Annotated in this window: 19 protein-coding genes; 16 read left to right on the top strand and 3 right to left on the bottom strand. The window is 71.4% G+C overall.

Annotation, left to right across the window (positions count from 1 at the left end):
• Nucleotides 1-8: 8 nt before the first annotated feature.
• Nucleotides 9-1,529: a CYTH and CHAD domain-containing protein gene (locus DEJ51_RS10915; RefSeq protein ID WP_150257420.1), complete on the top strand. Its 1,521-nt coding sequence runs from the start codon at nt 9-11 to the stop codon at nt 1,527-1,529.
• A gap of 72 nt (nt 1,530-1,601) precedes the next feature.
• Nucleotides 1,602-3,530, top strand: a complete 1,929-nt coding sequence (locus tag DEJ51_RS10910; RefSeq protein ID WP_190620312.1) for a TIGR03960 family B12-binding radical SAM protein — start codon at nt 1,602-1,604, stop codon at nt 3,528-3,530.
• Nucleotides 3,531-3,576: 46 nt separating this feature from the next.
• Here the strand turns inward: DEJ51_RS10910 and DEJ51_RS10905 are convergent, their stop codons facing one another.
• Nucleotides 3,577-5,175, bottom strand: a complete 1,599-nt coding sequence (locus DEJ51_RS10905; protein WP_150257418.1) for a recombinase family protein — start codon at nt 5,173-5,175, stop codon at nt 3,577-3,579.
• 188 nt (nt 5,176-5,363) lie between these two features.
• Between DEJ51_RS10905 and DEJ51_RS10900 the strand changes: the two genes are divergently transcribed.
• The 8 genes from DEJ51_RS10900 (at nt 5,364) to galE (ending at nt 16,940) form a co-directional block, all read left to right on the top strand.
• The gene (locus tag DEJ51_RS10900) at nt 5,364-6,449 is read left to right on the top strand and encodes a hypothetical protein (RefSeq protein ID WP_150257417.1); all 1,086 of its coding nucleotides are present in this window, start codon (nt 5,364-5,366) and stop codon (nt 6,447-6,449) included.
• Between the two features lie 110 nt (nt 6,450-6,559).
• Nucleotides 6,560-7,339 (top strand): TIGR03936 family radical SAM-associated protein, encoded by a 780-nt coding sequence (locus DEJ51_RS10895; protein WP_150257416.1) that lies wholly within the window; start codon nt 6,560-6,562, stop codon nt 7,337-7,339.
• 235 nt (nt 7,340-7,574) lie between these two features.
• Nucleotides 7,575-11,660, top strand: a complete 4,086-nt coding sequence (locus DEJ51_RS10890) for a ribonuclease E/G (RefSeq protein ID WP_150257415.1) — start codon at nt 7,575-7,577, stop codon at nt 11,658-11,660.
• A gap of 283 nt (nt 11,661-11,943) precedes the next feature.
• Nucleotides 11,944-12,264 (top strand): 50S ribosomal protein L21, encoded by a 321-nt coding sequence (rplU, locus tag DEJ51_RS10885; protein ID WP_030013082.1) that lies wholly within the window; start codon nt 11,944-11,946, stop codon nt 12,262-12,264.
• 13 nt (nt 12,265-12,277) lie between these two features.
• Complete coding sequence (gene rpmA, locus DEJ51_RS10880) at nt 12,278-12,532, top strand: 50S ribosomal protein L27 (protein WP_030840805.1); 255 nt, start codon at nt 12,278-12,280, stop codon at nt 12,530-12,532.
• 178 nt (nt 12,533-12,710) lie between these two features.
• Nucleotides 12,711-14,156, top strand: coding sequence for a GTPase ObgE (gene obgE, locus DEJ51_RS10875; protein ID WP_150257414.1), 1,446 nt, complete (start codon nt 12,711-12,713; stop codon nt 14,154-14,156).
• Between the two features lie 70 nt (nt 14,157-14,226).
• On the top strand, nt 14,227-15,843 hold the full coding sequence (locus tag DEJ51_RS10870; protein ID WP_150257413.1) for a glycosyltransferase family 2 protein: 1,617 nt from the start codon (nt 14,227-14,229) through the stop codon (nt 15,841-15,843).
• 83 nt (nt 15,844-15,926) lie between these two features.
• Nucleotides 15,927-16,940, top strand: coding sequence for a UDP-glucose 4-epimerase GalE (gene galE, locus DEJ51_RS10865; protein WP_150257412.1), 1,014 nt, complete (start codon nt 15,927-15,929; stop codon nt 16,938-16,940).
• A 100-nt stretch (nt 16,941-17,040) separates the two neighbouring features.
• On the opposite strand, the gene DEJ51_RS10860 is transcribed toward galE, so the two are convergent.
• Nucleotides 17,041-18,213 carry a glycosyltransferase gene (locus DEJ51_RS10860; RefSeq protein WP_150257411.1) on the bottom strand — a complete coding sequence of 391 codons (1,173 nt, stop codon included), beginning with the start codon at nt 18,211-18,213 and terminating at the stop codon, nt 17,041-17,043.
• Nucleotides 18,210-21,089 (bottom strand): bifunctional glycosyltransferase family 2 protein/CDP-glycerol:glycerophosphate glycerophosphotransferase, encoded by a 2,880-nt coding sequence (locus DEJ51_RS10855; RefSeq protein ID WP_150257410.1) that lies wholly within the window; start codon nt 21,087-21,089, stop codon nt 18,210-18,212. Before DEJ51_RS10855 ends, DEJ51_RS10860 begins: the two co-directional genes overlap by 4 nt.
• Before the next feature lie 182 nt (nt 21,090-21,271).
• Between DEJ51_RS10855 and DEJ51_RS10850 the strand changes: the two genes are divergently transcribed.
• From DEJ51_RS10850 to DEJ51_RS10825, 6 genes are all read left to right on the top strand, one after another.
• Nucleotides 21,272-22,273, top strand: coding sequence for a glycosyltransferase family 2 protein (locus tag DEJ51_RS10850; RefSeq protein ID WP_223835755.1), 1,002 nt, complete (start codon nt 21,272-21,274; stop codon nt 22,271-22,273).
• A complete protein-coding gene (locus DEJ51_RS10845) occupies nt 22,270-22,701 on the top strand; it encodes a GtrA family protein (protein ID WP_150257409.1) in 432 nt (143 codons plus the stop codon). The genes DEJ51_RS10850 and DEJ51_RS10845 overlap by 4 nt, the downstream gene beginning before the upstream one ends.
• A 151-nt stretch (nt 22,702-22,852) precedes the next feature.
• A complete protein-coding gene (gene proB / locus DEJ51_RS10840) occupies nt 22,853-23,980 on the top strand; it encodes a glutamate 5-kinase (protein ID WP_150257408.1) in 1,128 nt (375 codons plus the stop codon).
• 34 nt (nt 23,981-24,014) lie between these two features.
• Nucleotides 24,015-24,473 carry a hypothetical protein gene (locus DEJ51_RS10835; RefSeq protein WP_150261826.1) on the top strand — a complete coding sequence of 153 codons (459 nt, stop codon included), beginning with the start codon at nt 24,015-24,017 and terminating at the stop codon, nt 24,471-24,473.
• Nucleotides 24,474-24,809: 336 nt separating this feature from the next.
• Nucleotides 24,810-26,102, top strand: coding sequence for a glutamate-5-semialdehyde dehydrogenase (locus tag DEJ51_RS10830; protein ID WP_150257407.1), 1,293 nt, complete (start codon nt 24,810-24,812; stop codon nt 26,100-26,102).
• Between the two features lie 77 nt (nt 26,103-26,179).
• Nucleotides 26,180-26,740 carry a hypothetical protein gene (locus DEJ51_RS10825; RefSeq protein ID WP_150257406.1) on the top strand — a complete coding sequence of 187 codons (561 nt, stop codon included), beginning with the start codon at nt 26,180-26,182 and terminating at the stop codon, nt 26,738-26,740.
• The last annotated feature ends 63 nt before the right edge of the window (nt 26,741-26,803 follow it).

Here is a 26,803-nt window from a genome sequence, read left to right as displayed (position 1 = left end):
TTCGGTCTATGGCGGACACAAAGCGTGAAATCGAGCGGAAATTCGAGTTCTCCAAGGCCAAAGCTGCCCGGCGAGGAGTGCCGGACCTGACGGGAACGGCCGCCATCGCGGCCGTCTCCGACCAGGGCACCGTCGACCTCGACGCCGTCTACTACGACACCCCCGACCAGCGGCTCGCCGCCGACGGTCTCACCCTGCGGCGCAGAACGGGCGGCGCGGACGAGGGCTGGCACCTCAAACTGCCCGTCTCCCCGGGAGTACGCGACGAGATCGGGGCCGCGCTCAGCGACACGGTCCCGCCCCCGCTCGCCGCCCTCGTCCGCTCCCGCGTCCGCGGCGCCGGACTCCGGCCGCAGGTCCGACTCGTCTCCTCGCGCCGCGTCAGCCACCTGCTCGACGCCACCGGAGCCCTGCTCGCGGAACTCAGCACCGACGAGGTCCTCGCCGAGCGCGGCGACACCACCGCCGCCTGGACCGAGGTCGAGGTGGAACTCGCCGACGGCGTCGACCCCGAACTGCTCGACGCCGTCGAGAAGACCTTCCGCAAGGCCGGGCTCCGGGTCTCCGACGCCCCCTCGAAGCTCGCCCGGGCCCTCGCCGAGACCGACGCCGAGCCCCCGGCCCGGCCCGAAGGCGGCGGCCCCGAAGGAACGACGGGCGCACACGTGCTCGCGTACCTGCGCGAACAGCGCGACGCTCTCGTCGCCCAGGACCCCGCCGTGCGGCGCGCCCTGCCGGACTCCGTCCACCAGATGCGCGTCGCGAGCCGCCGGATCCGCAGCGCCTTCAAGACGTACCGCAAGGTGATCGACCGGACGGCCACCGACCCGATCGGCGAGGAGCTGCGCTGGCTCGCCGGCGAGCTCGGCGTCGACCGCGACCAGGAGGTCCTGCTGGAGCGGATCCAGAGCCACCTCGGCGAACTGCCCCGCACCCTCCTGACCGGCCCGGTCCGCAGCAGGCTGCGCGTGTGGAACACCGCCCGCCGCTCCGGATCGCGCCGCCGGGCCCTCGCCGTCCTCGACAGCGCGCGCTACGTGGCGCTGCTGGACTCCCTCGACGCCGTACTGGACACCCCGCCGCTGAAGAAGGCGGCCGGCCACCCCCCGGAGAAGGTCCTGCCGAAGGCGGTGCTCCACGACTACGAACGCCTCGCCGGCCGGGTCCGCTCCGCGCTCTCCCTCGACGAGGGCCACGAGCGGGACCTGGCGCTGCACGACGCCCGCAAGGCGGCCAAACGCTTCCGGTACGCGGCCGAATCCGCCGAGCCCGTCCTCGGCAAACCGGCGAAGCACCTGGCCAAGGCCGGAAAGTCGGTGCAGAACCTGCTCGGCGACCACCAGGACAGCGTGGTGGCCCGCGAGGCCCTGCGCGGCCTCGCCGTCCAGGCGACGGCCGCGGGCGAGTCCGCCTTCACCTGGGGCGTTCTCTACGCGCGCGAAGAGGCCCTGGCCGAGCGGCGCGAACGCGAACTTCCCGCCGTCTGGGCGGAGGCGTCCGACCCCGCGCTGCGGGCCCCGCTGGAATGATCATGTGGGTGGGGGCGGCCGAGCCGCGGGGTACGCTTGAGAGCTGCCCCCTGCCCGCTTCACGAAAGTCGCGTGATGACCGAGTCGGTCTTCCCTCAGCTTGAGGCCCTGCTTCCGCATGTGCAGAAGCCCATCCAGTACGTCGGCGGTGAACTCAACTCCACGGTCAAGGAGTGGGAGAGCTGCGACGTCCGCTGGGCGCTCATGTACCCGGACGCGTACGAAGTCGGGCTGCCCAACCAGGGCGTCATGATCCTGTACGAGGTGCTCAACGAGCGCGAGGGCGTCCTCGCCGAGCGCACCTACAGCGTGTGGCCCGACCTCGAAGAACTGATGCGCGAGCACAAGGTGCCGCAGTTCACCGTGGACAGCCACCGCCCGGTGTCCGCCTTCGACGTGTTCGGCCTGTCCTTCTCCACGGAGCTGGGCTACACGAACATGCTCACGGCCCTGGACCTCGCCGGGATCCCGCTGGAGGCCCGCAACCGTACCGTCGACCACCCGATCGTCCTCGCGGGCGGCCACGCGGCCTTCAACCCCGAGCCGATCGCGGAGTTCATCGACTGCGCGGTCATCGGCGACGGCGAGCAGGCCGTCCTCGACATGACCGAGATCATCCGCACCTGGAAGGCGGAGGGCCGGCCGGGCGGGCGCGAAGAGGTTCTCCTGCGTCTCGCCAAGACCGGCAACGTCTACGTCCCCGGCTTCTACGACGTCGAGTACCTGCCGGACGGCCGCATCGGCCGCGTCGTGCCCAACCGCTCCGGCGTGCCGTGGCGCGTGTCCAAGCACACCGTCATGGACCTCGACGAGTGGCCCTACCCCAAGCAGCCCCTGGTCCCGCTCGCCGAGACCGTCCACGAGCGCATGTCCGTGGAGATCTTCCGCGGCTGCACCCGCGGCTGCCGTTTCTGCCAGGCCGGCATGATCACGCGCCCCGTGCGGGAGCGAAGCATCACCGGCATCGGCGAAATGGTGGAGAAGGGCCTGAAGGCCACCGGCTTCGAGGAGGTCGGTCTCCTGTCCCTGTCCTCCGCGGACCACACGGAGATCGCCGACATCGCCAAGGGCCTCGCCGACCGCTACACGGACGACAAGGTGGGCCTGTCCCTGCCGTCGACCCGCGTGGACGCGTTCAACGTGGACCTCGCCAACGAGCTGACCCGCAACGGTCGCCGCTCGGGCCTGACCTTCGCTCCCGAGGGCGGCTCCGAGCGCATGCGCAAGGTCATCAACAAGATGGTCTCGGAAGAGGACCTGATCCGGACCGTCGCCACCGCGTACGGCAACGGCTGGCGCCAGGTCAAGCTGTACTTCATGTGCGGCCTGCCCACCGAGACCGACGAGGACGTGCTCCAGATCGGCGACATGGCGGTCAACGTCATCGCCAAGGGGCGCGAGGTCTCCGGCCAGAACGACATCCGCTGCACGGTGTCCATCGGCGGGTTCGTGCCCAAGCCGCACACCCCGTTCCAGTGGGCGCCGCAGCTCTCGGCCGAGGAGACGGACGCCCGCCTGGGCAAGCTCCGCGACAAGATCCGCGGCGACAAGAAGTACGGACGCTCCATCGGCTTCCGCTACCACGACGGCAAGCCGGGCATCGTCGAGGGCCTGCTCTCCCGCGGTGACCGCCGCATCGGCGACGTCATCCGCGCCGTGTACGAGTCGGGCGGCCGTTTCGACGGCTGGCGCGAGCACTTCAGCTACGACCGCTGGATGGAGGCCGCAGAGAAGACCCTGCCCGCCTACGGCGTGGACGTCGCCTGGTACACGACCCGCGAGCGGACCTACGAGGAGGTCCTGCCCTGGGACCACCTGGACTCCGGTCTCGACAAGGACTGGCTCTGGGAGGACTGGCAGGACGCCCTCGACGAGACCGAGGTCGACGACTGCCGCTGGACCCCGTGCTTCGACTGTGGCGTGTGTCCTCAGCTCGACACCCACATCCAGATCGGCCCCACCGGCAAGAAGCTGCTGCCGCTGTCGGTCGTCAACAAGTAGGCACGAGCCTGTCGGCCCTGTCCTCGACAGGGCCGACAGCGTCTCATCAGGATCCGCTGGTGAAGGCGTCCCTCTTGATGACCAGCCGTTCCCTCGCATCTGCGGGAACGATCAACTTCAGGTCTACCTCCGGCGCCCGGACGCCGGGGACCTTGCGCCTACTGACCGAGCAGGTGATCCCCGCTCGCCGCAAGTCGCTGGCCATGGTTTCTCTGTCTTCCTGGACCCAGCGCTCGCGGAAGGTACCGCCGCTGGATGTCTGCAGCCAGCGGTCCTGCGCAGTCTGCGGGTCCAGCCTCTCCAGTTCGGTGATCAGCCCTTCCAGCGATTGCTCCGCCTGCTGACGCGTGAAGGGGGTCCGGGCGTATCGCCCGCCGGGCTCCAGACCGGTCATGTAGTGGGCGATGCCGTTCTCGACTGTCCTCCGCCGATCGCGGCCGTCCGTGCCCGGTGCGTACTCCCTGACCTTGACCGGCTCCGAGCCCAACGCGCTCATGACCTCGTGGGTCAGTCGGTTGTAGACGGATTCCGGATCTGGAGCCCCCAAACCACCGCTGGGACACCTACGGCACCGCAGGTACTCGTATGTGCGGACCTTCCCCTTGCTCCTGTGCGCTGTCATGTGCGTGCCGCAGTCCGAACACACCAGAATCCCCAGGAACTCCGTCGCTCCGCCCTTGCGTCTGGTCGGCTGCGCTTTCGCCCGTTCACTCAGCGCCGCTTGGAGGGATAGCCACTCCGCTTCCGTGACGATGGGATCGGCCACCCTGATCGGATTGCCGTCCAGGCCCAGGACGGTCTCCGAGCGCCTCGCGCCACCGTTCTTGTATTCGCTGACTCGGAAGCCCATGAGTGCCGGATTGCGCAGTCTTCGCAGCAGGGTGCTTGCGCTCCACTGACCACCTCCACCGGTAGGGACCCGTGCCCGGATGAGGACGGTGGTCATCCGCCGAGCGGAGACCCCGCGCAATGCGGCGCCCAGACACCAGCGCAGCACGCGCTGCTCCTGCTGATCGATGACCAGCCTGCCGCGATCGTCAATCGTGTAGCCGTAGGGCGGTTTGCCGACGAGCCAATCTGACTGCGTCCTCGCATAGTCCCAGAGGCTGGTCACACGAGTACTGATGGCTGTTGCCTCGATTTCGGCAATGCCACCGATGATCTCTGTCATTGCCTTTCCGGCAGGACTGGACAGGTCGATGGCGTCGTGTTTGGAGACCAGGTTCTTTTCGTGCCGGAGACACCACTCGATCATGGTGCTGAGATCGGTGAGCCGGCGGACCAGGCGGTCCAGCTTCCAGAAGAGCAGCACGTCGAACTCCGGTACCCGGTCGTTCAACCACTGCCCGAGCTCTCTGCGTCGCCAGGGCGGAACCCGGGTTGCGGAGACGTTCAGATCGCTTGCGACACCGACGACACGGTATCCCCGCTCCTGGGCAAGACGGCGTAGGTCGAGTTCTTGCCGGACGGGGGAGGTGGTCTCGGTGGTGAGTGTGGAGAGCCTCACGGAGAGAAGTGCCCGTGGCGCGTCGGCAGGCAGGCGTGCCTCCGCCGATATGAGCTCCTCCAGCAGGGTCAGATCGGTCTTGCGCCACTGGGAGTCTGTCGTGTGGGGTTTCTGCCGGTTTCCCGAGGCTTTCTTCATGGTCTGCCCAACGACATGGTCGCGTCGCTGGATGTGGGCGTGTGGGCGTGTGTCCTCAGATGCAGACCGAGATCCAGATCGGCCCCACCGGCAAGAAGCTGCTGCCGCTGTCCGTCGTGAAGTAACCCTTGGGTCACGAGAGGCCCCCGCCCGCAACGGGTGGGGGCCTCTTCGGCGTCCCCACCCGCATGGAAACGGACAAGCGGCCTCCGGCCGGCGGTGGCGACGGGTGCCTGGTGGGCGTCATCAGGATCCCCGTGAAGATCGTCGCCGTACTCGTCGTACTGCCCGTACGAGTGGTCTGGGAACTGCTGGTCGCCGGGGGCCGGGCCGTGCACCGGCACGTCCTGCGGCCGCTGTACGTCCATGTCCTGGAGCCGCTGTTCCGGGCGTTGGGCTGGCTGCTGACAGTCCTGCTCAAGCTGGTCTTCGTCTGGCCGTGGGTCGGACTGTGGCGGTACGTGATCGTTCCGGTCGGCCAGGGGCTGGCACGGGTGGGGCGGAGCCTGTACGACCAGGTGCTGGCGCCGGCCGGGCGGTTCCTGACCGCCCACCTCCTGCGTCCGCTCGGGGCGGCCATGGCCTGGGTGGGCCGGGGCGGCATGCGCTACCTGCTCGCGCCCCTCGCCAAGGGCGTCGGCTGGATCGGATGGGCCCTCGGCATGACGCTGTTCGTGTGGCCGTGGGTCGGGCTGTGGCGCTACGCGCTCGCGCCCGTCGGCCGCGGGATCGTGTGGCTGGCCGGGGTGTTCCACCAGTACGTGCTGCGGCCCGTCGGGCTCGGTCTCGTATGGCTGGCGGTCGCGGTGTTCCGGTACCTGCTGCGGCCCGTCGGGCTGGGCCTCGTATGGCTGGTGGTCGCCGGCTACCGGTACCTGCTGCGGCCCGTCGGGCTCGCCGTCGTATGGCTGGCCGCCGGCCTGTACCGGTACGTCCTGGCCCCGCTCGGGAAGGTCCTCGCATGGGCCTGGCACGTGGCCGGGCAGATCGTCGGCGCCCTGTGGCGGGGGCTCAAGCGGGTCGGCTGGGTGCTGGTCGGATGGCCCGCCTCCCGGGTGTACCGGCACGTGCTCACCCCCGTCGGGCACGCCGTGCGGGAGGTCTGGCGGACCGGTCGCGCCGCGGTCCGCGAGGCGCGCGCCACCGTACGCCGCGCGCTCTTCGGTGCTCCTCCCGTGGAACCGGCGAGGTCACGGGCGCGTACTCTGGGTAGTACGACAGCCGCCGACGCGGCACCCGCTGACGAGATCTCCCTGCCCCGACGGCGGGGGTGAGCCGGAGCGGGTCGACAGACCTCAGGGCGACGCGCGAGCCGCGGAGCCCCGCACAAGGAGAAGAACCACTGGGCAAGCGACAGCCCGAAGGCCCGCCTCCCGCACCGGTGGTGCAGCGCATCCGACTGCGCTACACCAAGCGCGGCCGCCTCCGGTTCACCAGCCACCGCGACTTCCAGCGAGCCTTCGAGCGGGCCCTGCGCCGCGCCGAGGTGCCGATGGCGTACTCGGCCGGCTTCACCCCGCACCCGCGCGTCTCGTACGCGAACGCCGCTCCGACCGGCACCGGCAGCGAGGCCGAGTACCTGGAGATCGCCCTCGCCGAGCCCCGCGCCCCCGAGAAGCTCCGTGAGCTGCTCGACGAGTCGATGCCCACCGGACTCGACATCATCGACGCCGTCGAGGCCCGTACCTCGGGTCTCGCCGACCGGCTGACCGCCTCCGTGTGGGAGCTGCGCCTGGACGGCGTGGAGCTCGCCGAGGCCGAGCGGGCCGTGACGGCCTTCCTCGCCGCCGAGACCGTGGAGGTGCAGCGTCGGACCAAGAACGGAATGCGGACCTTCGACACGCGTGGCGCGGTCGTGAGTCTGGAAGCGCTTCCCGCCCCGGCTGATAGGCCGCTGGACAATGCCTGTGCGATACTGCGGCTGGTTGTTCGGCATCTGACACCTGCCGTGCGACCCGACGACGTCCTGTCCGGTCTCCGAGCTGTGGCCGACCTGGCGCCGCCGGTCCCCTCAGCGGTGACCAGGCTGGCGCAGGGGCTCTTCGACGAGGAGTCCGGCACGGTGACCGACCCGCTCGCGCCCGACCGCGAGGCCGACACGGCCGCCCCACCCACGGCCGCCGTACCGGCCGACGCGAAGGCGCCGGAAGGTCCCGCCGCGTAAGGAACGCCGTCGTCGCGCAGCCCTGGTACTCGGGAGCCACCTGGGTCGGGCCGCGCACTGACCTGAAGACTTCCGCCAGGCCGTACGGACAACACGTACGGAACCGGCGGCCATGGACTACAGCTCCCGTGTGGCGAACGCGCCCCGGAGGCCGGCTCCGCGCTCATTACGCGGAGCCGTGCCGGACCGGAAGTCAGCCGCGGCGCCCGGGAGCGTGACGGGAGAACCGCCCGCAATGCCCAACAACGAAAACGACATCACTTCCGCTGGTAGCGCCGACAGTGGCAGCCCCAGCGACAACCTGCCGCCGCGCCGTCGCCGCCGCGCCGCTTCCCGGCCCGCGGGCCCGCCCGGTGGCGTCGTCGCCGATACGGCTCCGGTGACCGAGGCCGCCCCGGCCGCCCCCGCCGAAGAGGCCGCTCCGGCCGCCGGCCCTGCCCGTCCCCGCCGCCGTGCGACCCGCGCCGTCGCCGCTCCGGCGACCCCGGCCGCCGAGGCCGTCGTCGAGGTCCCGGCCGCCGAGCCCAAGGCCGAGCCCAAGTCCGCCGAGCCGGCCCCGGTCGCCGAGGAGCCCGCGGCTCCCGCTCCGCGGACCCGCCGTCGCGCCACCCGCGCCGTCGCCGCCCCGGAGGCTCCGGCCGCCGAGGTTCCGGCTGCCGAGGCCCCCGCGCCGGTGGCCGAGGAGGCTCCGGCTGCTCCGGCTCCGCGTGCCCGTCGTCGTGCCACCCGTGCCGTGGCGGCTCCGGCCGCCGAGGCCGCCGCCGTCGTCGAGGCTCCGGCCGTCGAGGCCCCCGCGCCCGTGGTCGAGGAGGCTCCGGCCGCTCCGGCTCCGCGTGCCCGTCGTCGTGCCACCCGTGCCGTGGCGGCTCCGGCCGCCGAGGCCGCCGCCGTCGTCGAGGCTCCGGCCGCCGAGGCCCCCGCGCCCGTGGTCGAGGCCGCGCCGGTGGCCGAGGAGGCTCCGGCCGCTCCGGCTCCGCGTGCCCGTCGTCGTGCCACCCGCGCCGTCGCGGCTCCGGCCGCCGAAGCCGCCGCCGTGGCCGAGGCCCCCGCCGCCGAGCCCGCACCCGTCGCGGAGGAGGCCCCCAAGGCCACCCGCGCCGTGACCGTCGCCGACGCCGTGGACTCGCCCAAGCGCGGTGGCCGCCGTCGCGCCACCCGCTCCGCCGCTCCGGCCGCCGCCGCCCCGCAGCCGGCCGACCGGCCCGCCGAGAGCGTCGAGCCCGCGGCCCCGGCCCGTGCCCGCCGCGCCGCGCGTCCCGCCGTCGCCGTCTTCCAGGCCCCGGTCTTCGCCGAGCCGATGTTCCAGACCCCCGAGACGGCTGCCATGGCCGCCGCGGCTGCTCGCGCCGCCGCCCCGGCCGAGGAGGTCGAGGAGGAAGAGGAGACCGAGCTCGTCGAGGCCGAGGTCACCACGGCCCCCGTCGCGCAGCCGGCCGGCCGTCGCCGTCGCCGTGGGCGCGGCGCCGCCGAGTCCGCTCCGGCCGCCGAGTCCGCCCCGGTCTCCCTTCCCGAGGTGCTCGCGGAGGAGGAGCCGGCGGCCGAGGCCGCCGAGCTGGAGGAGGAGTCCGGCGAGTTCGAAGAGGGCGACGAGTCGGGCGAGCGCCCGTCGCGCCGTCGTCGTCGCGGTGGCCGTCGCCGCCGTCGCGGTGAGGCCGCCGATCTCGACGAGTCCGCCGAGGACGAGGCCGAGGCCCCCGAGCAGGACACCGCCGAGCGGGACGCCGAGGAGGAAGAGGACGAGGAGGCCGACGAGGCCCTCGGCTCCAGCTCCAGCCGCCGTCGTCGCCGTCGTCGCCGTCGCAGTGGCGAGGGCCCGGCCGAGTCCGCCGAAGCGGGTGACGAGGACGGTGTGCGTACCGTCGTCAAGGTCCGCGAGCCGCGCCCCGCGCGGGAGAAGGCCGAGTCCTCCGACGAGGTCCAGTCCATCAAGGGCTCGACCCGTCTGGAAGCGAAGAAGCAGCGCCGCCGCGAGGGCCGCGAGCAGGGCCGCCGCCGCGTCCCGATCATCACGGAGGCCGAGTTCCTGGCCCGCCGTGAGGCCGTCGAGCGCGTCATGGTGGTCCGCCAGTCCGGCGAGCGCACCCAGATCGGCGTCCTTGAGGACAACGTGCTCGTCGAGCACTACGTCAACAAGGAAGAGGCCACGTCGTACGTCGGCAACGTCTACCTGGGCAAGGTCCAGAACGTGCTGCCGTCGATGGAGGCCGCCTTCATCGACATCGGCAAGGGCCGCAACGCCGTCCTGTACGCCGGCGAGGTCAACTTCGAGGCGCTCGGCATGGCCAACGGGCCGCGCCGCATCGAGTCCGCCCTCAAGTCCGGCCAGTCGGTCCTGGTGCAGGTCACCAAGGACCCGATCGGCCACAAGGGCGCCCGCCTGACCAGCCAGGTCTCGCTGCCCGGCCGCTACCTGGTCTACGTGCCCGAGGGCTCGATGACCGGCATCAGCCGCAAGCTGCCCGACACCGAGCGCGCGCGTCTGAAGACCATCCTCAAGAAGATCGTCCCCGAGGACGCGGGCGTCATCGTGCGCACCGCCGCCGAGGGTGCGAGCGAGGACGAGCTGCGCCGCGACGTCGAGCGTCTGCAGGCGCAGTGGGAGGACATCCAGAAGAAGTCGAAGCAGATCTCGACCTCTTCGCCGAGCCTGCTGTACGGCGAGCCGGACATGACCGTCCGCGTCGTGCGCGACATCTTCAACGAGGACTTCTCGAAGGTCATCGTCAGCGGCGACGGCGCCTGGGAGACCATCCACGGCTACGTGAACCACGTGGCCCCGGACCTGGCCGACCGGCTGTCGCGCTGGACCTCCGAGGTCGACGTCTTCGCGACGTACCGGATCGACGAGCAGCTCGCCAAGGCGCTCGACCGCAAGGTGTGGCTGCCCTCGGGCGGCTCGCTTGTGATCGACAAGACCGAGGCGATGATCGTCATCGACGTCAACACCGGCAAGTTCACCGGTCAGGGCGGCAACCTCGAAGAGACCGTCACCAGGAACAACCTGGAGGCGGCCGAGGAGATCGTGCGCCAGCTGCGGCTGCGCGACCTGGGCGGCATCGTCGTCATCGACTTCATCGACATGGTCCTGGAGTCCAACCGCGACCTGGTCCTGCGGCGCATGCTGGAGTGCCTGGGCCGCGACCGTACGAAGCACCAGGTGGCCGAGGTCACCTCGCTGGGCCTGGTCCAGATGACCCGCAAGCGGGTGGGCCAGGGTCTGCTGGAGTCCTTCTCCGAGACCTGTGTCCACTGCAACGGCCGCGGTGTCATCGTGCACATGGAGCAGCCGACCGCGATCGGCGGCGGTGGCAACGGCAAGCGCTCGAAGCGCCGTGGTGGCCGCACCGAGTTCGACCAGCACGACCACGAGGTCGAGACGGTCGAGCCCGCCGACACCGGGGCCTTCGAGACCGAGGCGGAGGTGGCCGCCGAGGCCGCCGCGCCGCGTGCGCTGCCCGAGCCGGAGTTCGTCGCGGACGAGGAGCTCTACAGCAGCCCGGCCGAGGCCGAGGCCGCCGCGGGCATCAGCGGTCGCCGCAACCGGCGCCGTGCGACCCGTAAGGCGACCGCTCCGGCGGGCGCCCCGCGCGGTGCGGTCGCTCCGGCCCCGGCCCCGGCCCCCGTGGTCGTGGACGAGCCGGTGACCGAGCCGGCCGAGACGGTGCTGGAGCCGGCTGCGGAGTTCGCCGCCGAGACCGCTCCTGCCGTCGAGACCGCTCCGGGCGTCGAGAGCGCCGAGGTGGAGGAGGCCGCGCCGAAGGGCCGTACCCGTCGCCGCGCGACCCGTAAGGCCACCGCCCCGGCCCCCGCGGCCGAGGTGGCCCCGGAGCCGGTCGTCGTCGCGGAGCCGGAGCCGGTCGTGGTCGCGGAGCCCGAGCCGGTCGTCGAGCCCGAGCCCGAGGCCGTCGTCGCCGAGGTCGAGGCCCCCGCCGAGGAGGCTCCCGTCGTGGAGGCCGCCCCGGCCCGCCCGCGCCGCCGTGCCACCCGCAAGGCCACCGCACCCGCCGGTTCCCCGGCGGGCGCGGCAGAGGCCGCCGTGCTGGTCGTCGAGGCGCCCGTGACCGAGGCCCCCGCGCCGGCCGAGGAGGCCGCACCGGTGGCCGAGGAGGCCGCACCGGCCAAGAAGGCCGCCAAGAAGGCTCCGGCCAAGAAGGCGACCGCGGCGAAGAAGGCCCCGGCCAAGAAGGCGGCGGCCGCCAAGAAGACCGTGGCCAAGAAGGCGGCCACGACCAAGAAGACCGCGGCGAAGCGGGCGACGAAGAAGACCGCGGCGGCGGAGCAGCAGTCGCTCCCGTCCGTCTCGGCTCCGGCCGAAGCCTGATGCACCGCTGAGTGACACAGCGGCCGTGGGCCCCGCCGAGTGGCGGGGCCCACGGCCGTACGGGCCCGGTTTGACCCTCCGGAACCGGCCCCGTAACCTAGACCGTCGGCGTGTCTTGGAGAGCGCCGCGCTCCTGAGCACCTTCCTCACGTCCGGTACGCGCAAGCGTCGGGCGCGAGAGGCCGCTCGTCCAATCCGGATCGGTGCGGTTCCGCCTTCACGGCGGGGCTTGCCTGAGCGGCTGGCTTCAGGAGCATCCGTCCCGAGTGAGAGAGAGATCCGCGTGTACGCCATCGTGCGCAGCGGTGGTCGCCAGCACAAGGTTGCTGTCGGCGACATCGTTGAGGTTGACAAGATTTCCACTGCCAAGGTTGGCGACACGGTCGAGCTCTCGACCCTGCTCGTTGTCGACGGCGAAGCCGTGACCAGCGACCCGTGGGTCCTGGCCGGCATCAAGGTCACGGCCGAGGTTGTGGACCACCACAAGGGCGCCAAGATCGACATCCTGCGCTACAAGAACAAGACCGGCTACCGCCGTCGCCAGGGTCACCGCCAGCAGTACACGGCGATCAAGGTCACCGGTATCCCCGCGGCTGCGAAGTAAGAGGGACTGAGACATGGCACACAAGAAGGGCGCATCGTCCACCCGGAACGGGCGCGACTCCAATGCCCAGCGGCTCGGCGTGAAGCGCTTCGGCGGTCAGGTCGTTTCCGCTGGTGAGATCCTCGTCCGCCAGCGCGGCACCCACTTCCACCCGGGTTCGGGTGTCGGTCGTGGTGGCGACGACACGCTGTTCGCGCTGCAGGCCGGTTCGGTCCAGTTCGGCACGCACCGTGGCCGCAAGGTCGTCAACATCGTTCCGGCCGCCTGATCCAGCTTCGGCTGATCGAGCGTTCGTAACTTCCCGAGGGCGGATCTCAGCTCTTCCCGGCGCATGCCGGGAAGAGAGGTCCGCCCTCGGCGCGTTGTCATATAGACCACGTTTTAATGGGCAGTGGTAGGAATGCGGACTGCCCGGGACATTCCCGTATGTATCTGGAGGAACACCCATGACCACCTTCGTGGACCGCGTCGAGCTGCACGTCGCCGCGGGTAACGGGGGCCACGGCTGCGCCTCCGTTCACCGGGAGAAGTTCAAGCCGCTGGGCGGCCCCGACGGCGGCAACGGCGGCCGTGGCGGTGACGTCATCCTGGTGGTGGAGCAGGCGATCACGACCCTGCTGGACTACCACCACAGCCCCCACCGCAAGGCCACCAACGGCAAGCCCGGCGAGGGCGGCAACCGCTCCGGCAAGGACGGCCAGGACCTGATCCTGCCCGTGCCGGACGGCACCGTCGTCCTCGACAAGGAGGGCAACGTCCTCGCCGACCTCGTCGGCCAGGGCACCACCTACGTGGCCGCCGAGGGCGGCCGCGGCGGCCTCGGCAACGCCGCGCTCTCCTCCGCCCGCCGCAAGGCCCCCGGCTTCGCCCTCCTCGGCGTCCCCGGCACCACCGGCGACATCGTCCTGGAGCTCAAGACCGTCGCCGACGTGGCGCTGGTCGGCTTCCCGAGCGCCGGCAAGTCCTCGCTGATCTCGGTGCTGTCCTCGGCCAAGCCGAAGATCGCGGACTACCCCTTCACCACCCTCGTCCCGAACCTGGGCGTCGTCACGGCCGGTTCGACGGTCTACACGATCGCCGACGTCCCGGGCCTGATCCCCGGCGCCAGCCAGGGCCGTGGCCTGGGCCTGGAGTTCCTGCGCCACGTCGAGCGCTGCTCGGTGCTGGTGCACGTCCTGGACACCGCCACGCTGGAGTCCGACCGCGACCCGATCGCCGACCTCGACGTCATCGAGGAGGAGCTCAAGCTCTACGGCGGCGGACTGGAGAAGCGCCCGCGTCTCGTCGTCCTCAACAAGGTCGACATCCCGGACGGCCAGGAGCTCGCCGACATGGTCCGCCCGGACCTGGAGGCCCGCGGCTACAAGGTCTTCGAGGTCTCCGCGGTCGCCCGTACGGGTCTGAAGGAGCTCTCCTACTTCCTCGCCGAGGGCATCGCGAAGGCCCGCGCCCGCAAGCCGAAGCAGGAGGCGACCCGTGTCGTCATCCGCCCGAAGGCCGTGGACGACTCCGGCTTCACCGTCACCTACGACGAGGTCGAGGACGTCTACAACGTGCGCGGCGAGAAGCCGGAGCGCTGGGTCCGCCAGACCGACTTCAACAACGACGAGGCCGTCGGCTACCTGGCCGACCGCCTCAACCGCCTCGGTGTCGAGGACGCGCTCAAGAAGGCCGGCGCCCGCGCCGGTGACGGTGTGGCCATCGGCTCGGACGAGAACGCGGTCGTCTTCGACTGGGAGCCGACCATGATGGCCGGCGCCGAGATGCTGGGCCGCCGCGGCGAGGACCACCGTATGGAGGCCCCGCGCCCGGCCACGCAGCGGCGCAAGGAGCGGGACGCGAAGCGCGGGGACTCGGCGCAGCAGGAGTACGACGAGTTCCGGCCGTTCTGAGCCCCTCCCGAGGGACGTGTGCCCGGAAGGTTTGAAGGCGCCTTTATGTGGGTCGCCTAGGATCTTCCGGGTGAACAGCAGCAACCTCCCCACGGTTTCCGTCGTGGTCATCGCGTACAACGACGCCGGGCTCGTGGGCGAGGCCGTTTCCTCGGCCCTCGCCCAGGGCCCGGTCGTCACCGAGGTCATCGCGGTGAACGACGCCTCGTCCGACGGCACCGCGCGGGTGCTGGACGAGCTGGCCGCCGTCCACCCCCGCCTCAAGGTCGTCCACCGGACGGAGAACAGCGGCGGGTGCGGCACCCCGCGCAACGACGGGATCGCGGCTGCTTCCGGCCGGTACGTCCTCTTCCTCGACAGCGACGACGTCCTGCCACCGGGAGCGGCCGACGCCCTGGTGCGCACCGCCGAGGAGCACAAGGCCCCGGTCACCGTCGGCGCGGCGGTACGGCGCGAGCTGCCCCAGCACCACGACGTCCCGTGGATGCCCGGACTGCACACCCCGGGCGAGGTGATCGAGCGGCCGGTGGACCGGCCCGGACTCGTCCGTGACACCCTGTGCGTCAACAAGCTGTACGAGCGCTCCTTCCTCCAGGAACACGGACTGCGCTTCCCCGACGGCCGGTTCGTCTACGAGGACTTCGTCTTCACCGCCCGCGTGCTCGCCGCGGCCCCCCGGATCGCCGTCACCGGCGACCTCGTCTACGTCTGGCACGTCCGCCGCAGCGCCGCCCAGGTGTCGATCTCCCTGGACCGCAAGGACGTCGGGAACTGGCGCTCCCGCATCGAGGCCCACCGCACGGCCGCCGGGATCCTCACCGACGCGTCCCCGGTGCTGGGCAGCGCCTGCCGGATGAAGTTCCTGGAGTACGACCTGCGCATGTACCTGCGCGAGCTGGGCCGCGACCCCGAGTACCAGGCCGCCTGGTGGACCCTGACCCGCGAGTACGTCGACACCTTCCCCGAGGCCGACATCGAGTCCGCCGCGGCCCACGCCCGCTGGATCGTCTCCGTGCTGCGCGCCACCGCGACCCCGCCCGCCGACGTCGAGCGGCTCACCCGGCTGGCCGCCGAACCGCCGCGGCTGCTGCCCCCGTACGCGACCGGGCCCGCCGGGGTTCCGGTGTGGAGCGAGGAGCTCCCGGTCGAGCTCGCGGGTCTGCCCGTGCTGCCGGTCGGCGAGCTGCCGGTCACCGTCGACGCCGAACCGGCCGGCCGCGCCGCCGTCCGGATCCACCTGCACGACCTGTACGGGCGCCTCGCCGAGGCCGGGCCCGTCACCGCGCAGCTGAGGTTCCTGCCCCGTGCGGGCGGCGAGGCGGTCCTCGCGCAGCCGGTCGAGCTGCACCCCGAAAGCGGCGGCGGCTGGACCGCCGTACTGCCGTTCCGCCTCGCCGACCTGGCCGTCACGGGCCGCCGTCAGGGGCTGCGCAGGATGCAGGCGTGGAACGTCGGGGTGGGCGTGCAGTGTGCCGACGGGAGCTCGGTGTTCACCTCCTTGCGCCCCCGGGGCCGGCTGCTTCGCCGTCGGGCGCTGCCCAGCAGCCGGTACGGTGTGCTGCTGGCGCAGCCCTACCGGACGGGGGCCGGCGCCCTGGCGCTGCGCCTCGCGCCCGGCGCCGAGGGTGCGCTGTACCTCGTACGCAACCGGCTCCACCGGGCCCGGGCGGGCCGTGGGGCGGGCTGAGGCCCCGTAGCCGGGCCGCGGCCGCAGACCCGCACGGCGCCGCGCCCTTCATCCCGAAGTCGGACAGGACCAAGGAGTCACACATGACGTTTCTGATCACCGGTGGCGCCGGATACATCGGCGCGCACGTCGTCCGCGCGATGCGGCTCGCGGGGGAGGAGGTCGTCGTCTTCGACGACCTGTCCACGGGCGACGAGGACCGCGTACCGGAAGGCGTCCCGCTGGTGGTCGGCTCCGTCCTCGACCGGCTGGCCCTCGAAGAGGTCATCCGCAAGCACAAGATCACCGGCGTGGTGCACCTGGCGGGCAAGAAGCAGGTCGGCGAGTCCGTCGAGAAGCCGATGTACTACTACCACGAGAACGTGCAGGGCCTCGCCGTCCTGCTCCAGGCCGTGGCCGACGCGGGCATCCGCAACTTCCTCTTCTCCTCCTCCGCCTCCGTCTACGGCATGCCCGACGTGGACCTGGTCACCGAGGACACGCCGTGCAAGCCGCTGAGCCCCTACGGGGAGACCAAGCTGGCCGGGGAGTGGCTGGTGCGCGCCGCCGGCCGGGCGCACGGCATCTCCACCGCCTGCCTGCGCTACTTCAACGTGGCGGGCGCAGCGGCCCCCGAGCTCGCCGACACCGGCGTCTTCAACCTGGTCCCGATGGTCTTCGAGCGCTACGACGCAGGCCAGGGCGCCAAGATCTTCGGTGACGACTACCCGACCCCGGACGGCACCTGCATCCGCGACTACATCCACGTCGAGGACCTCGCGGAGGCCCATGTCGCGGCCGCCCGCAAGCTCGCCGAATGGGCCGCGGCCGGTGACTACAAGGACCTCACCGTCAACATCGGGCGCGGCGAGGGCGTCTCCGTCGCCGAGATGGTCGACCTCATGAACAAGAACACCGGACACGACATCGACCCCGTGATCTGCCCGCGCCGCCCCGGCGACCCGGCGAAGGTCGTGGCATCGGCCGACAAGATCACCGGGGAGCTGGGCTGGAAGGCCCGGCACGACGTCCGTGAGATGGTCACCTCCGCCTGGGCGGGCTGGGAGGCCAACAAGGTGGCCCGCAAGGACGCCCACCGGGACGTCCACCGCCCCTGACCGGCCGCGGACGGACCGCATGCGCCACAGCTGGAACAGCCCACCCCGGGAGTGCCCGGGGCGGGCTGGCTGCTTCTGCCACGGGGTGCGGCGGGCGCGGTCAGCGCTCCAGGAAGGAGAACAGCTCTTCCCACCGGTCGGTGATCTCGGCGCTGGAGTACCGCCGCACCGCGTGGAAGGCGTTGTCCCCGAGCCGGTCGCGCAGCTCGCGGTCGGACAGCAGCTCGCGCAGGTGCCCGGCCAGCTCCATCGTGTTGCCCAGCCGGGCCAGCAGCCCGTCCTCGCCGTGCTCGACGATCTCCCTGACACCCGGCGCGCAGTCGAAGGCGGCCGCGGGCACGCCCGCCGCCATCGCCTCCAGCAGGGTGATCGGGAAGCCTTCGGCCCGGGAGGCCTGGGCGAAGACCGAGGCACCGCGCAGGGCGCCCAGCACGTCGTCGGTGCTTCCCATCCACTCCACGGAGTCGTCCAGGCCCAGCGAGGTGCAGTACGCCTTCAGCGTCGCCTCCTCCGCGCCCGCCCCGTAGATCCGCAGGGTCCAGTCGGGGTGGTGCGGAGCCACGTCCGCCCAGGTGTCGAGCAGCAGGTCGACACCCTTCTCGAAGGCGAGGCGGCCGACGCAGGCGACGACCTTCTCCGTGCGCGGCGCCGGGGAGCCGGGCATGAAGGGCAGCGGGTTCGGCATGCTCCCGACGTTCTCCATGCCCGCCCGGATCCACAGGTCCGCGTCCTCGGCGGTCAGCACCAGCAGCCGGTCGACCTGCGGGTAGAAGCGGCGGACCCGCTCGCCGCGGGTGGACTTCTGGCTGGCCTCGAACGACTCGTGGCTCATCCCGACGACGGTGAGCCCCTTGGTGTCGGCGAGCGCCACCCACTCCATCGCCCAGACCTGGGTGACGATGACGACACCGCCCGGGCGGGCTGCCCGCAGCAGCTCGCTCAGCTGCTCGGCCTTGACCCGCATCTGCGCCCGGCGAGCCGCCTGGCGGCGCCGCTCGGGAGCGTTCAGCCGGCCCTTGATGCCGCGCAGCCGGCGGGCCGAGGGCGGGTGCGCGTCGTAGAGGGTGGTCATCTCGTACGGCAGGCCCTGCGGCAGCTTCTGCCGGATGTCGTCGGCGACCGGGGCGATGCCGACGATGTGCACGCGGTGGCCGCGGTCGCTGAACTGCCGGGCCATCTGGTGCGACCAGGTGGTCACGCCGCCGATCTCGTCGACGTTGTTGGAGACGATGAAGATGTCACGGCCGCCCGGAGCGACGGTCTGCTGGTTCACTTGCCGCTCCTGGTGAAGAACTTCTCGACGATCTGGCGGGCCGCGTCCCCGCGGTCGTACTCGCCGAACTCGGCGAGGAAACGCTGCCGCGCCTGGGCGTACTTCACGTCCGCCTCCTCGAAGGCGGCGAGCGCCTGCAGGAGTTCGTCCGCCGTGACCACCACCGGGCCGGGGGCCTTCTCCTTCAGGTCGAAGTACGTGCCGCGGATGTCGGTGGCGTACTTCTCGTAGTCGTACGCGAAGAACAGCATCGGCCGGTCCAGGACGGCGTAGTCGAACATCACGGACGAGTAGTCGGTGATCAGGCCGTCGGCGAGGGCCAGCAGCGGGGTGATGTCGTGGTGCCGGGACACGTCGACGACCCGGCCCGCGACGGAGGGCGGCAGCGAGACGCTGTTGAGGTAGTGGGTCCGCACCAGCAGCGTGAAGCGGTCGCCGAGCCGGTCCGCGAACTCCTCCACGTCGAAGGGGAAGGTGAAGCCCTCCACCGCGCCGTCCGGGCCCGCCCGGAAGGTGGGCGCGTACAGCAGCACCTTCTTGTCCGGGTCGATGCCGAGGTCGCCCGCGAGGGGCCCGCGGACCCGCTCACCGCTGTTCGCCTCGGTCCGGTGCGCCTCGACGAGGGCGTCGTTGCGCGGGTAGCCCGTGCGCAGCAGCACCTCGTCACGCAGCCGGAAGCCCTTGGCGAGGGTGCGGGTGTCGTGCTCGGAGCGGATCAGGAAGTGGTCGAAGCGGTCGACGGCCGCCTGGAAGCGGGCCTGGCCGGCCCGCCCCTGCGCCTTGGTCCGGGGCTCGTGGAAGCCCATCCGCTTGAGCGCCGAGCCGTGCCAGGTCTGGATGTACGTGGTCCCCGGCCGCTTGGCCAGCGCCAGCGGGAAGCCCTGGTTGTCGACCCAGTACTCGGCCTGCGCGAGGGCGCGCAGGTACTGCCAGCTCCAGCGCCTGACCAGGGTGGCCTCCTTGGGGAAGCCGGTGGGCTTGGCGCCCGCGTACGACCAGATCGCCTCGAACGGCGCGCCCTGGCGGACCAGCTCCTCGTAGATGGCCTTGGGGCTGTCGCTGTACTGCTTGCCCATGTGGCTCTCGAAGACGACCGTGCCCTTCTTGATCGGCAGCTTCGAGAAGACCTCGTGGTAGATCTTGACCTTCTGCTCGCCGGAGCCGATGTTGCGGCGGGCCCGCAGGGCCTTGCGCAGGCCCCGCTTGACCACGCCGGCCGCCTTGCCCTGTATGGCGTTGTTGATCAGCGACTGGGTGCGGACGGCGGCGGCGCCCTCGGCGCTCAGCACGTAGCTGAGGTTGCCCTTCTTGGTCATCTGGGGCCCGAAGCGGTCGGAGACCAGCCGGGTCAGGCGCGGGCGCACGCGCAGCCGGGCCGCCGACTCCAGGTCCACCCCGCCGATCGCGACACGGGTGGTGATCCGTTCGCCGCCCGCGGTCAGCTTGAGGCGCACGTCCCAGACGGCGTCGATGATGCCGAGCGGGCGGACCGTGCTCGCGACGTCGGCGGTGCCGGTCCACTCGATCGTGTCACCGGTGTGGCGGACGGTTTCCACCGGGAAGCTGAAGGAGCGCACGCCGATCTGCCGCCGGGCCCGGAATTCGAGCGTGGCCTTGATGTCGGCGTCGGCCGGGATCCGGCCCAGCGGGTTCACGACGGAGCCGGACAGGGTGACCGTGCCGCGGCCGTCGTCCTCGTAGGAGGTGAGCCGGTTGCCCAGGGTCAGGGAGGTGAGCGGCGTGGTGTGGAAGGCCTGCTCGGTGACGTCCAGTATCCGGCGGGCCTCGTCGGCGTCGGGACCGTCGATGTGCTGCGCGCACCAGTAGACGCGGCCGTCGCGCTCGGCGAGCGGAGAGGTGAGCCGGCCCTTGTTGGTCATGGCGTCGGCGGCCGGGAGCAGGTTGTCCCAGTCCTCCTTGCCGAGCAGGTACGCGCAGATCGCCTGGAGGTAGGTGACGTTCTCGTACGCGGCCGGGTCGATCCCCGCGAGGTAGCCGTTGGCGAGGCGGGCGAACTCCTGGCGGTACTCGTCGCTCAGCAGCGGCAGGTCGCGCAGGTGCAGCACGAGGTCGTGCTTGAGGAACTTGGCGTCCTTCGCGGACTTGATGTCCGTGTGGCCCTTCTCGGCCAGCAGGGCGTCGACGCGGCGGTGGATCTCCATCCGGTGGACGAAGTTCGCGATCTCGTGGCGCCGGTTGCTGATCGACAGGGCCGCGGCCTTCTCGACCACGTTCCAGAAGTAGACGTGGTTCGGGATCAGCGTGATGCGGCGGGCGGCCACGTAGGCCTGCGCGGAGAACAGCAGGTCCTCGTAGTGGATGCCGACCGGGAACTCCAGGCCCTGCTCCAGCAGGAACGCGCGCCGGTAGCACTTGTTCGTGGAGAGGGTGTCGTAGACCAGCAGGTCGGGGTACTCGGTGATCGATTCCAGGGTGCGGGTGCGCGAGTAGATCCAGGGGTACCACTCGGTGGTCTTGCCCCACCGGTTGTCGAGGTGCACGCGTACGCACATGCCCGCGACCAGGTCGGATCCGGTCCGCTCGGCAGCGTCCAGCATGTTCCGGCAGGCGTTGCGCTCCAGCACGTCGTCGCTGTCGAGGAACATCACGTACGTTCCGGTGGCCTGCTGGATGCCGTGGTTGCGCGGCGCACCGCAGCCGCCGCTGTTCTCCGGCAGCTGGAACGCGCGCACCCTTCCCGGATGTGCGGACTCCAGTTCCTGGGCGACCGCGTACGAGCGGTCCTTGCTGCAGTCGTCGACGATCACGACTTCGACACTGTGCAGGGTCTGGTCCAGAACCGACCGGACTGCTGTCGGCAGACGCTCTGCGTCGTTGTAGACGATGACGACCACGGAGACGTCGGGCACGTGCACCTCGATCCCTTCGTTTCGTTACGTTCAGCTGATTCCGCTTATCTCGTCCACGCTACCGTGTGCCGCCCTCGACTCCCGCAGCCCGACTCCCGTCAGACCCTCGCCGTGCATACTTCTAAGGAAGAGGCGAGAGGCGGGGCCACCACCGACAATCACCCGTTCGGATCCAGCAGGAAGTGTTCATGACGAAGCTGTCCGTAGTTGTCCCCTGCTTCAACGAAGAAGCCGTCATCGACAGCTTCGACGTCGAGATCCGAAGGGTCCTGGACGCCCTCCCCGTCGCGTACGAGGTCTGCTACGTCGACGACGGAAGCCGTGACGGCACTCTCGACAAGCTCCGCAAGATCGCCGCCGAACACGGCGAGCAGACCCGCTACGTCTCCTTCAGCCGGAACTTCGGCAAGGAGGCCGGCATGCTCGCGGGCCTGCGCGAGGCCACCGGCGACGCCGTGGTGATCATGGACGCGGACCTCCAGCACCCGCCGGAGCTCATCGCGACCATGCTGGAGCACTACCGGCAGGGACACGACCAGATCATCGCCCGCCGCACGCGCGAGGGCGACAAGAAGGTCCGTTCCGCCCTCAGCAGCCTCTACTACCGGGGCGTCAACCGCTGGGTCGACGTGGAGCTCACCGACGGCGTCGGCGACTTCCGCATGCTCTCGCGCCCGGCCGTGGACGCCCTGCTGTCGCTGCCGGAGTACAACCGCTTCTCCAAGGGCCTCTTCTCCTGGATCGGCTTCGACACCGTCCACTTCGACTACCGCAACGCGCAGCGCGAGGCCGGCGAGACGAAGTGGAAGTTCGGCGCCCTGCTGAACTACGGCATGGACGGCCTGATCTCCTTCAACAACAAGCCGCTGCGGATCGGGATCTGGTTCGGCGTGTCGCTGGTCGCCCTGACCGGCCTCTACGCCCTGTGGATCACCATCACGGCGATCACCAACGGTGTGGAGTCCCCGGGGTACGTCACTCTCGTGGCGATCATCACCGGTCTCGGCGGCGTACAGTTGATCATGCTGGGCCTGATCGGCGAGTACATCGGCCGCATCTACTACGAGGCCAAGCGCAGGCCGCACTTCCTGGTGAAGGAATCGCACGGAGCACAGCCGCTCCCGCGGACCGACGACCGGACGGCCGCCCCGGTCGCAGAGCCTACGATCGTGGAGCGCAGCACCCGATGAGCCGCAAGGAACAGCTCGGCCAGGTGTTCCGGTTCGCCCTCGTGGGCGGAGTCAACACCGGCACCTTCTTCGTCATCTACCTGCTCCTGCACCCGTGGATGCCGTACTTCGCCGCCTACGCGCTCGCCTTCGTCCTGGCGATGGTCGGCTCGTTCTTCATGAACACCTACTTCACCTACCGGACCAGGCCGACCTGGAAGAAGTTCTTCCTCTTCCCGCTGACGAACATCACCAACTTCGTCATCCAGTCCGTCGGCCTCTACGCGCTGGTGACCTGGGCCGGGATGGACACCCGGATCGCCCCGCTGGTGGCGGCGGTCGTGGCCATCCCCTTCACCTTCCTGCTCTCCCGCAAGATCCTCGTCCCGCGCGCCGCCCGGGCCGAGGAGGCCGCTCCCGTGGAGGCGGGGTCCTCGTCCAGGGTCTGAAACCCCCGAGCAGTCCCGCGCGCCCACCCCGTAGATTGAGACGGCAGGCATCTCGGGAACAGGCATCTCGGGAACAGGCATCTCGGGAACAAGCATCTCGGGAACAGGCATTCCGGGAACAGGCTTTTCGGCAAGGGGCAAGGGGACAGACGTGTCAGCGGCTAGGCAAGGTGTCGTGGACGCCCGCAGGATCGTGGTCAAGGTCGGCTCCTCCTCCCTGACCACCGCCGAAGGCGGGCTCGACGCCGACCGGGTGGACGCGCTCGTCGACGTCCTCGCCAAGGCCCGGAGCGGAGGCGAGAAGGAGATCGTCCTCGTCTCCAGCGGAGCCATCGCCGCCGGACTCTCCCCGCTCGGCCTGCGCCGCCGGCCCAAGGACCTGGCCCGGCAGCAGGCCGCCGCGAGCGTCGGCCAGGGCCTGCTCGTCGCCCGCTACACCGCCTCCTTCGCCCGCTACGGCGTCCGGGTCGGGCAGGTGCTCCTCACCACCGACGACACCAGCCGCCGCGCCCACTACCGCAACGCCTACCGCACCCTCGACCAGCTGCTGGCCATGGGAGCCCTCCCCGTCGTCAACGAGAACGACACCGTCGCCACGGACGAGATCCGCTTCGGTGACAACGACCGGCTGGCGGCCCTCGTCGCCCACCTCGTCCGAGCCGACCTCCTCGTCCTCCTCTCGGACGTGGACGGCCTCTACGACGGCGACCCGTCCCAGCCCGGCACCACCCGCATCGAAGAGGTCCGCGGGCCCGAGGACATCGCGCACGTCTCCATCGGCAGCGCCGGCAAGGCGGGCGTGGGCACCGGCGGCATGGTCACCAAGGTCGAGGCGGCCCGGATCGCGGCCGCCGCCGGCATCCCCGTGGTGCTGACCTCCGCGAGCCAGGCCGCCGACGCCCTCGCCGGACGGGGCACGGGCACGCTGTTCCACGCCACCGGTCGCCGCTCGGCGGACCGGCTGCTCTGGCTCCAGCACGCGTCGACCCCGCAGGGACACCTGGTCCTGGACGACGGAGCGGTCCGCGCGGTCACCGAGCGCGGCAGCTCGCTGCTGCCCGCCGGGATCGCGGCGGTCGAGGGCGACTTCGTCGCAGGGGACCCGGTGGAGCTGCGTGCGGCGGACGGCCGCGCCGTGGCCCGGGGCCTGGTCAACTTCGACGCCAAGGAGCTTCCGCAGCTTCTGGGCCGCTCCACTCGCGAGCTCGCGCGGGAACTCGGACCCGCGTACGAGCGGGAGGTCGTCCACCGGGACGATCTGGTCCTGCTGGAGGGCTGAGGTTCGGCAAAAGCGCAGCGCGGCGGCCCGTGGACTGGTCAACTGTGAGGGGCGGACGGACCCGCGTGGCGGAGACAGGAGGCGGCTGGTGAGACGAGCGCTGACCAGCGTCGGAACAGGGGACGGCGGCGGCGGGGAGGAGCAGGATCACGCGTCGCGCCTGTGGCACGTGACCCTGAGCGTCTCCGGCAAGCCGGCCCCGCTGTCCGAGGTCCGGCGCGGGCTGGAACAACTGGCCCACGACCATCCCTTCCTGCTGACCAGCCGGTACGCCGACGACCACGCGGAGATCCGCTACTGGGAAGAGGCCCGGGACCTCCACGACGCGGCGGCCGTGGCCCTGCGCCTGTGGGGCGAACACCGCTCCTCGGCGCAGCTCCCGCCCTGGGAGATCGTCGGTCTGGAGGTCATCGACCGCGCCACCTACCACCAGCGCGTGGCGGAGGGCTACGGCCCACCCCCGGCCCACCCGGTGGGCGTCCACCCGTACTGACCCCGCCCCTCTCATCCCGTCCGGCGGCCCTTCAGCCCGTCCGGCGGTCTTTCAGCCCGTCCGGCGTTTGAGGACCGGGTCCGGGCGGAGCCCGGGGAAACGGTGAAAGGGCGGGGCGGGGAGAAGGCTCCGCGCAGCGGCCCCGCCCCCCGCCCCCGCCCCCGCCCCCACCCCCGCACCGACCGCGGGTCCGCGCCGACCACCGGGCACGGGCACGGGCACGGGGGCAAGGGGCGCGGGGCGAAGCCCCGCCCCACCCCGCCGACCCGGCCGGAGGCCGTCTCGCGGGGTGGAACCCCAGCGGCCGCCCCCCGGCAGGGGATTACCCTGGGCGGCATGACCTCGCTCGATGCCGCCACCGCCAGCGCCACCACCTCGCCCGTGCTCGCCACCGCGCAGCGGTCCCGTACCGCCGCCGCGGCGATCGCGCCACTCCCGCGGTCCGCCAAGGACACCGCCCTGCTGGCGATCGCGGACGCGCTGGAGGCCCGTACGGCCGAGATCGTCGCCGCCAACGCCGTGGACACGGACAAGGCCCGCGCGGCCGGCACCAGCGAGACCGTCATCGACCGCCTCACCCTCACCGCCGAGCGCGTCGCCGCCATCGCCTCCGACGTCCGCGACGTCGCCGCCCTCCCCGACCCCGTCGGCGAGGTCGTCCGGGGCAACACCCTCCCCAACGGCATCGACCTCCGGCAGATCCGCGTCCCGCTCGGCGTCGTCGGCATCATCTACGAGGCCCGCCCCAACGTCACCGTCGACGCCGCCGCCCTCTGCCTGAAGGCCGGGAACGCGGTTCTCCTGCGGGGCAGTTCCTCCGCCTACTCCTCCAACACCGCGCTCGTCGCCATCCTGCGGGACGCCATCGTGAGCGCCGGCCTGCCCGCCGACGCGATCCAGCTCGTCCCCGGGAAGTCCCGCAACTCCGTCCGCGAGCTGATGCGCGCCCGCGGCCTCGTCGACGTACTCATCCCGCGCGGCGGCGCCTCCCTCATCAAGACCGTGGTCGAGGAATCCACCGTCCCGGTCATCGAGACCGGTACCGGCAACTGCCACGTCTACGTCGACGCCCAGGCCGACCTGGACATGGCGGTGGACATCCTCGTCAACTCCAAGGCCCAGCGGCCCTCCGTCTGCAACTCCGCCGAGACCCTCCTCGTCCACCGCGACATCGCCGACGCCTTCCTGCCGCGCGCCCTCGACGCGCTCGCCGACGCCGGCGTCACCGTGCACGGCGACGCCCGGGTCCTCGCCGCCGCCGAGGGCGGCAAGGTCACCGCGCTGCCCGCCACCGACGAGGACTGGGCCGCCGAGTACCTGTCCTACGACATCGCCGCCGGCGTCGTGGACTCCCTCGACGACGCCGTCGCCCACATCCGCCGCTGGACCTCCGGTCACACCGAGGCGATCGTCACGACCTCGCAGGCCGCCGCGCGCCGCTTCACCCAGCTGGTCGACTCGACCACGGTCGCCGTGAATGCATCCACCCGGTTCACGGACGGTGGCCAGTTCGGATTCGGTGCGGAGATCGGCATCTCCACGCAGAAGCTGCACGCCAGGGGCCCCATGGGACTTCCCGAGCTGACCTCCACCAAGTACATCGTCACCGGCGACGGTCACGTTCGGTAGTCGGCCCGTGGGTGAGGTGTGGCCGGATTTCGGCGTACACCCTGCCCAAGGCGGCCCCCCAGGTCTAGGCTTGTGCTGTGCCGGACGACGTGGGGGGCAAGCCGTTCCCGGACGACGGGACCCCCGAAGACGATGCAGACGACCGCGGAGGCGCGGAGTACGACTTCGCCTCCGTGGTGTTCGACGAGGACTTCGTCCGGAACGCCGAGATCCGTGAACCGAGCGCCGCCGAGCGCCAGCGGGCAGCCGACCGAGCGCGCGCGGAGGCCGAAGCCGCCCGTGCCGTGGCCGGCGGCTGGACGGGCGACGACGACTACGACAGCTACGGATACGGCCACCCCGACGGGTACGACGACGACCAGGGCTGGGACCACGACGGCGGCCACGGATACCCCTACGGCCCGTACGGGGCCTACGGCGGCAGTCTGCGCCCGTACCGCGGCCGCGCACCCTGGCTGCGCCCCGTCGCCTGGGTGCTCGCCTTCGTGATGGGCCTCGGCATGGTCGCGCTCGCCTTCAGCGCCGTCTACCGCAGCGCCTCCGGTGAGGCGGACCCCGCTCCGGCGCCCGCCAGCACCCCCAGGGGTGAAGTCACCGGCGTCGGCGCGTTTACGTACCCCTCCGTTCGCCAACCCTGAAGGTACGACCCCACTCGCATACGCCGGAGCCGGGGGCTTCTCTGAAGCGGGGACAGCGGGGAG

The sequence above is a fragment of the Streptomyces venezuelae genome, from assembly GCF_008642275.1.
Classification (GTDB): Bacteria; Actinomycetota; Actinomycetes; order Streptomycetales; family Streptomycetaceae; genus Streptomyces; species Streptomyces venezuelae_E.
Note: the sequence above shows the minus strand (reverse complement) of the source record. Positions and strands in the feature narration are given on the sequence as shown.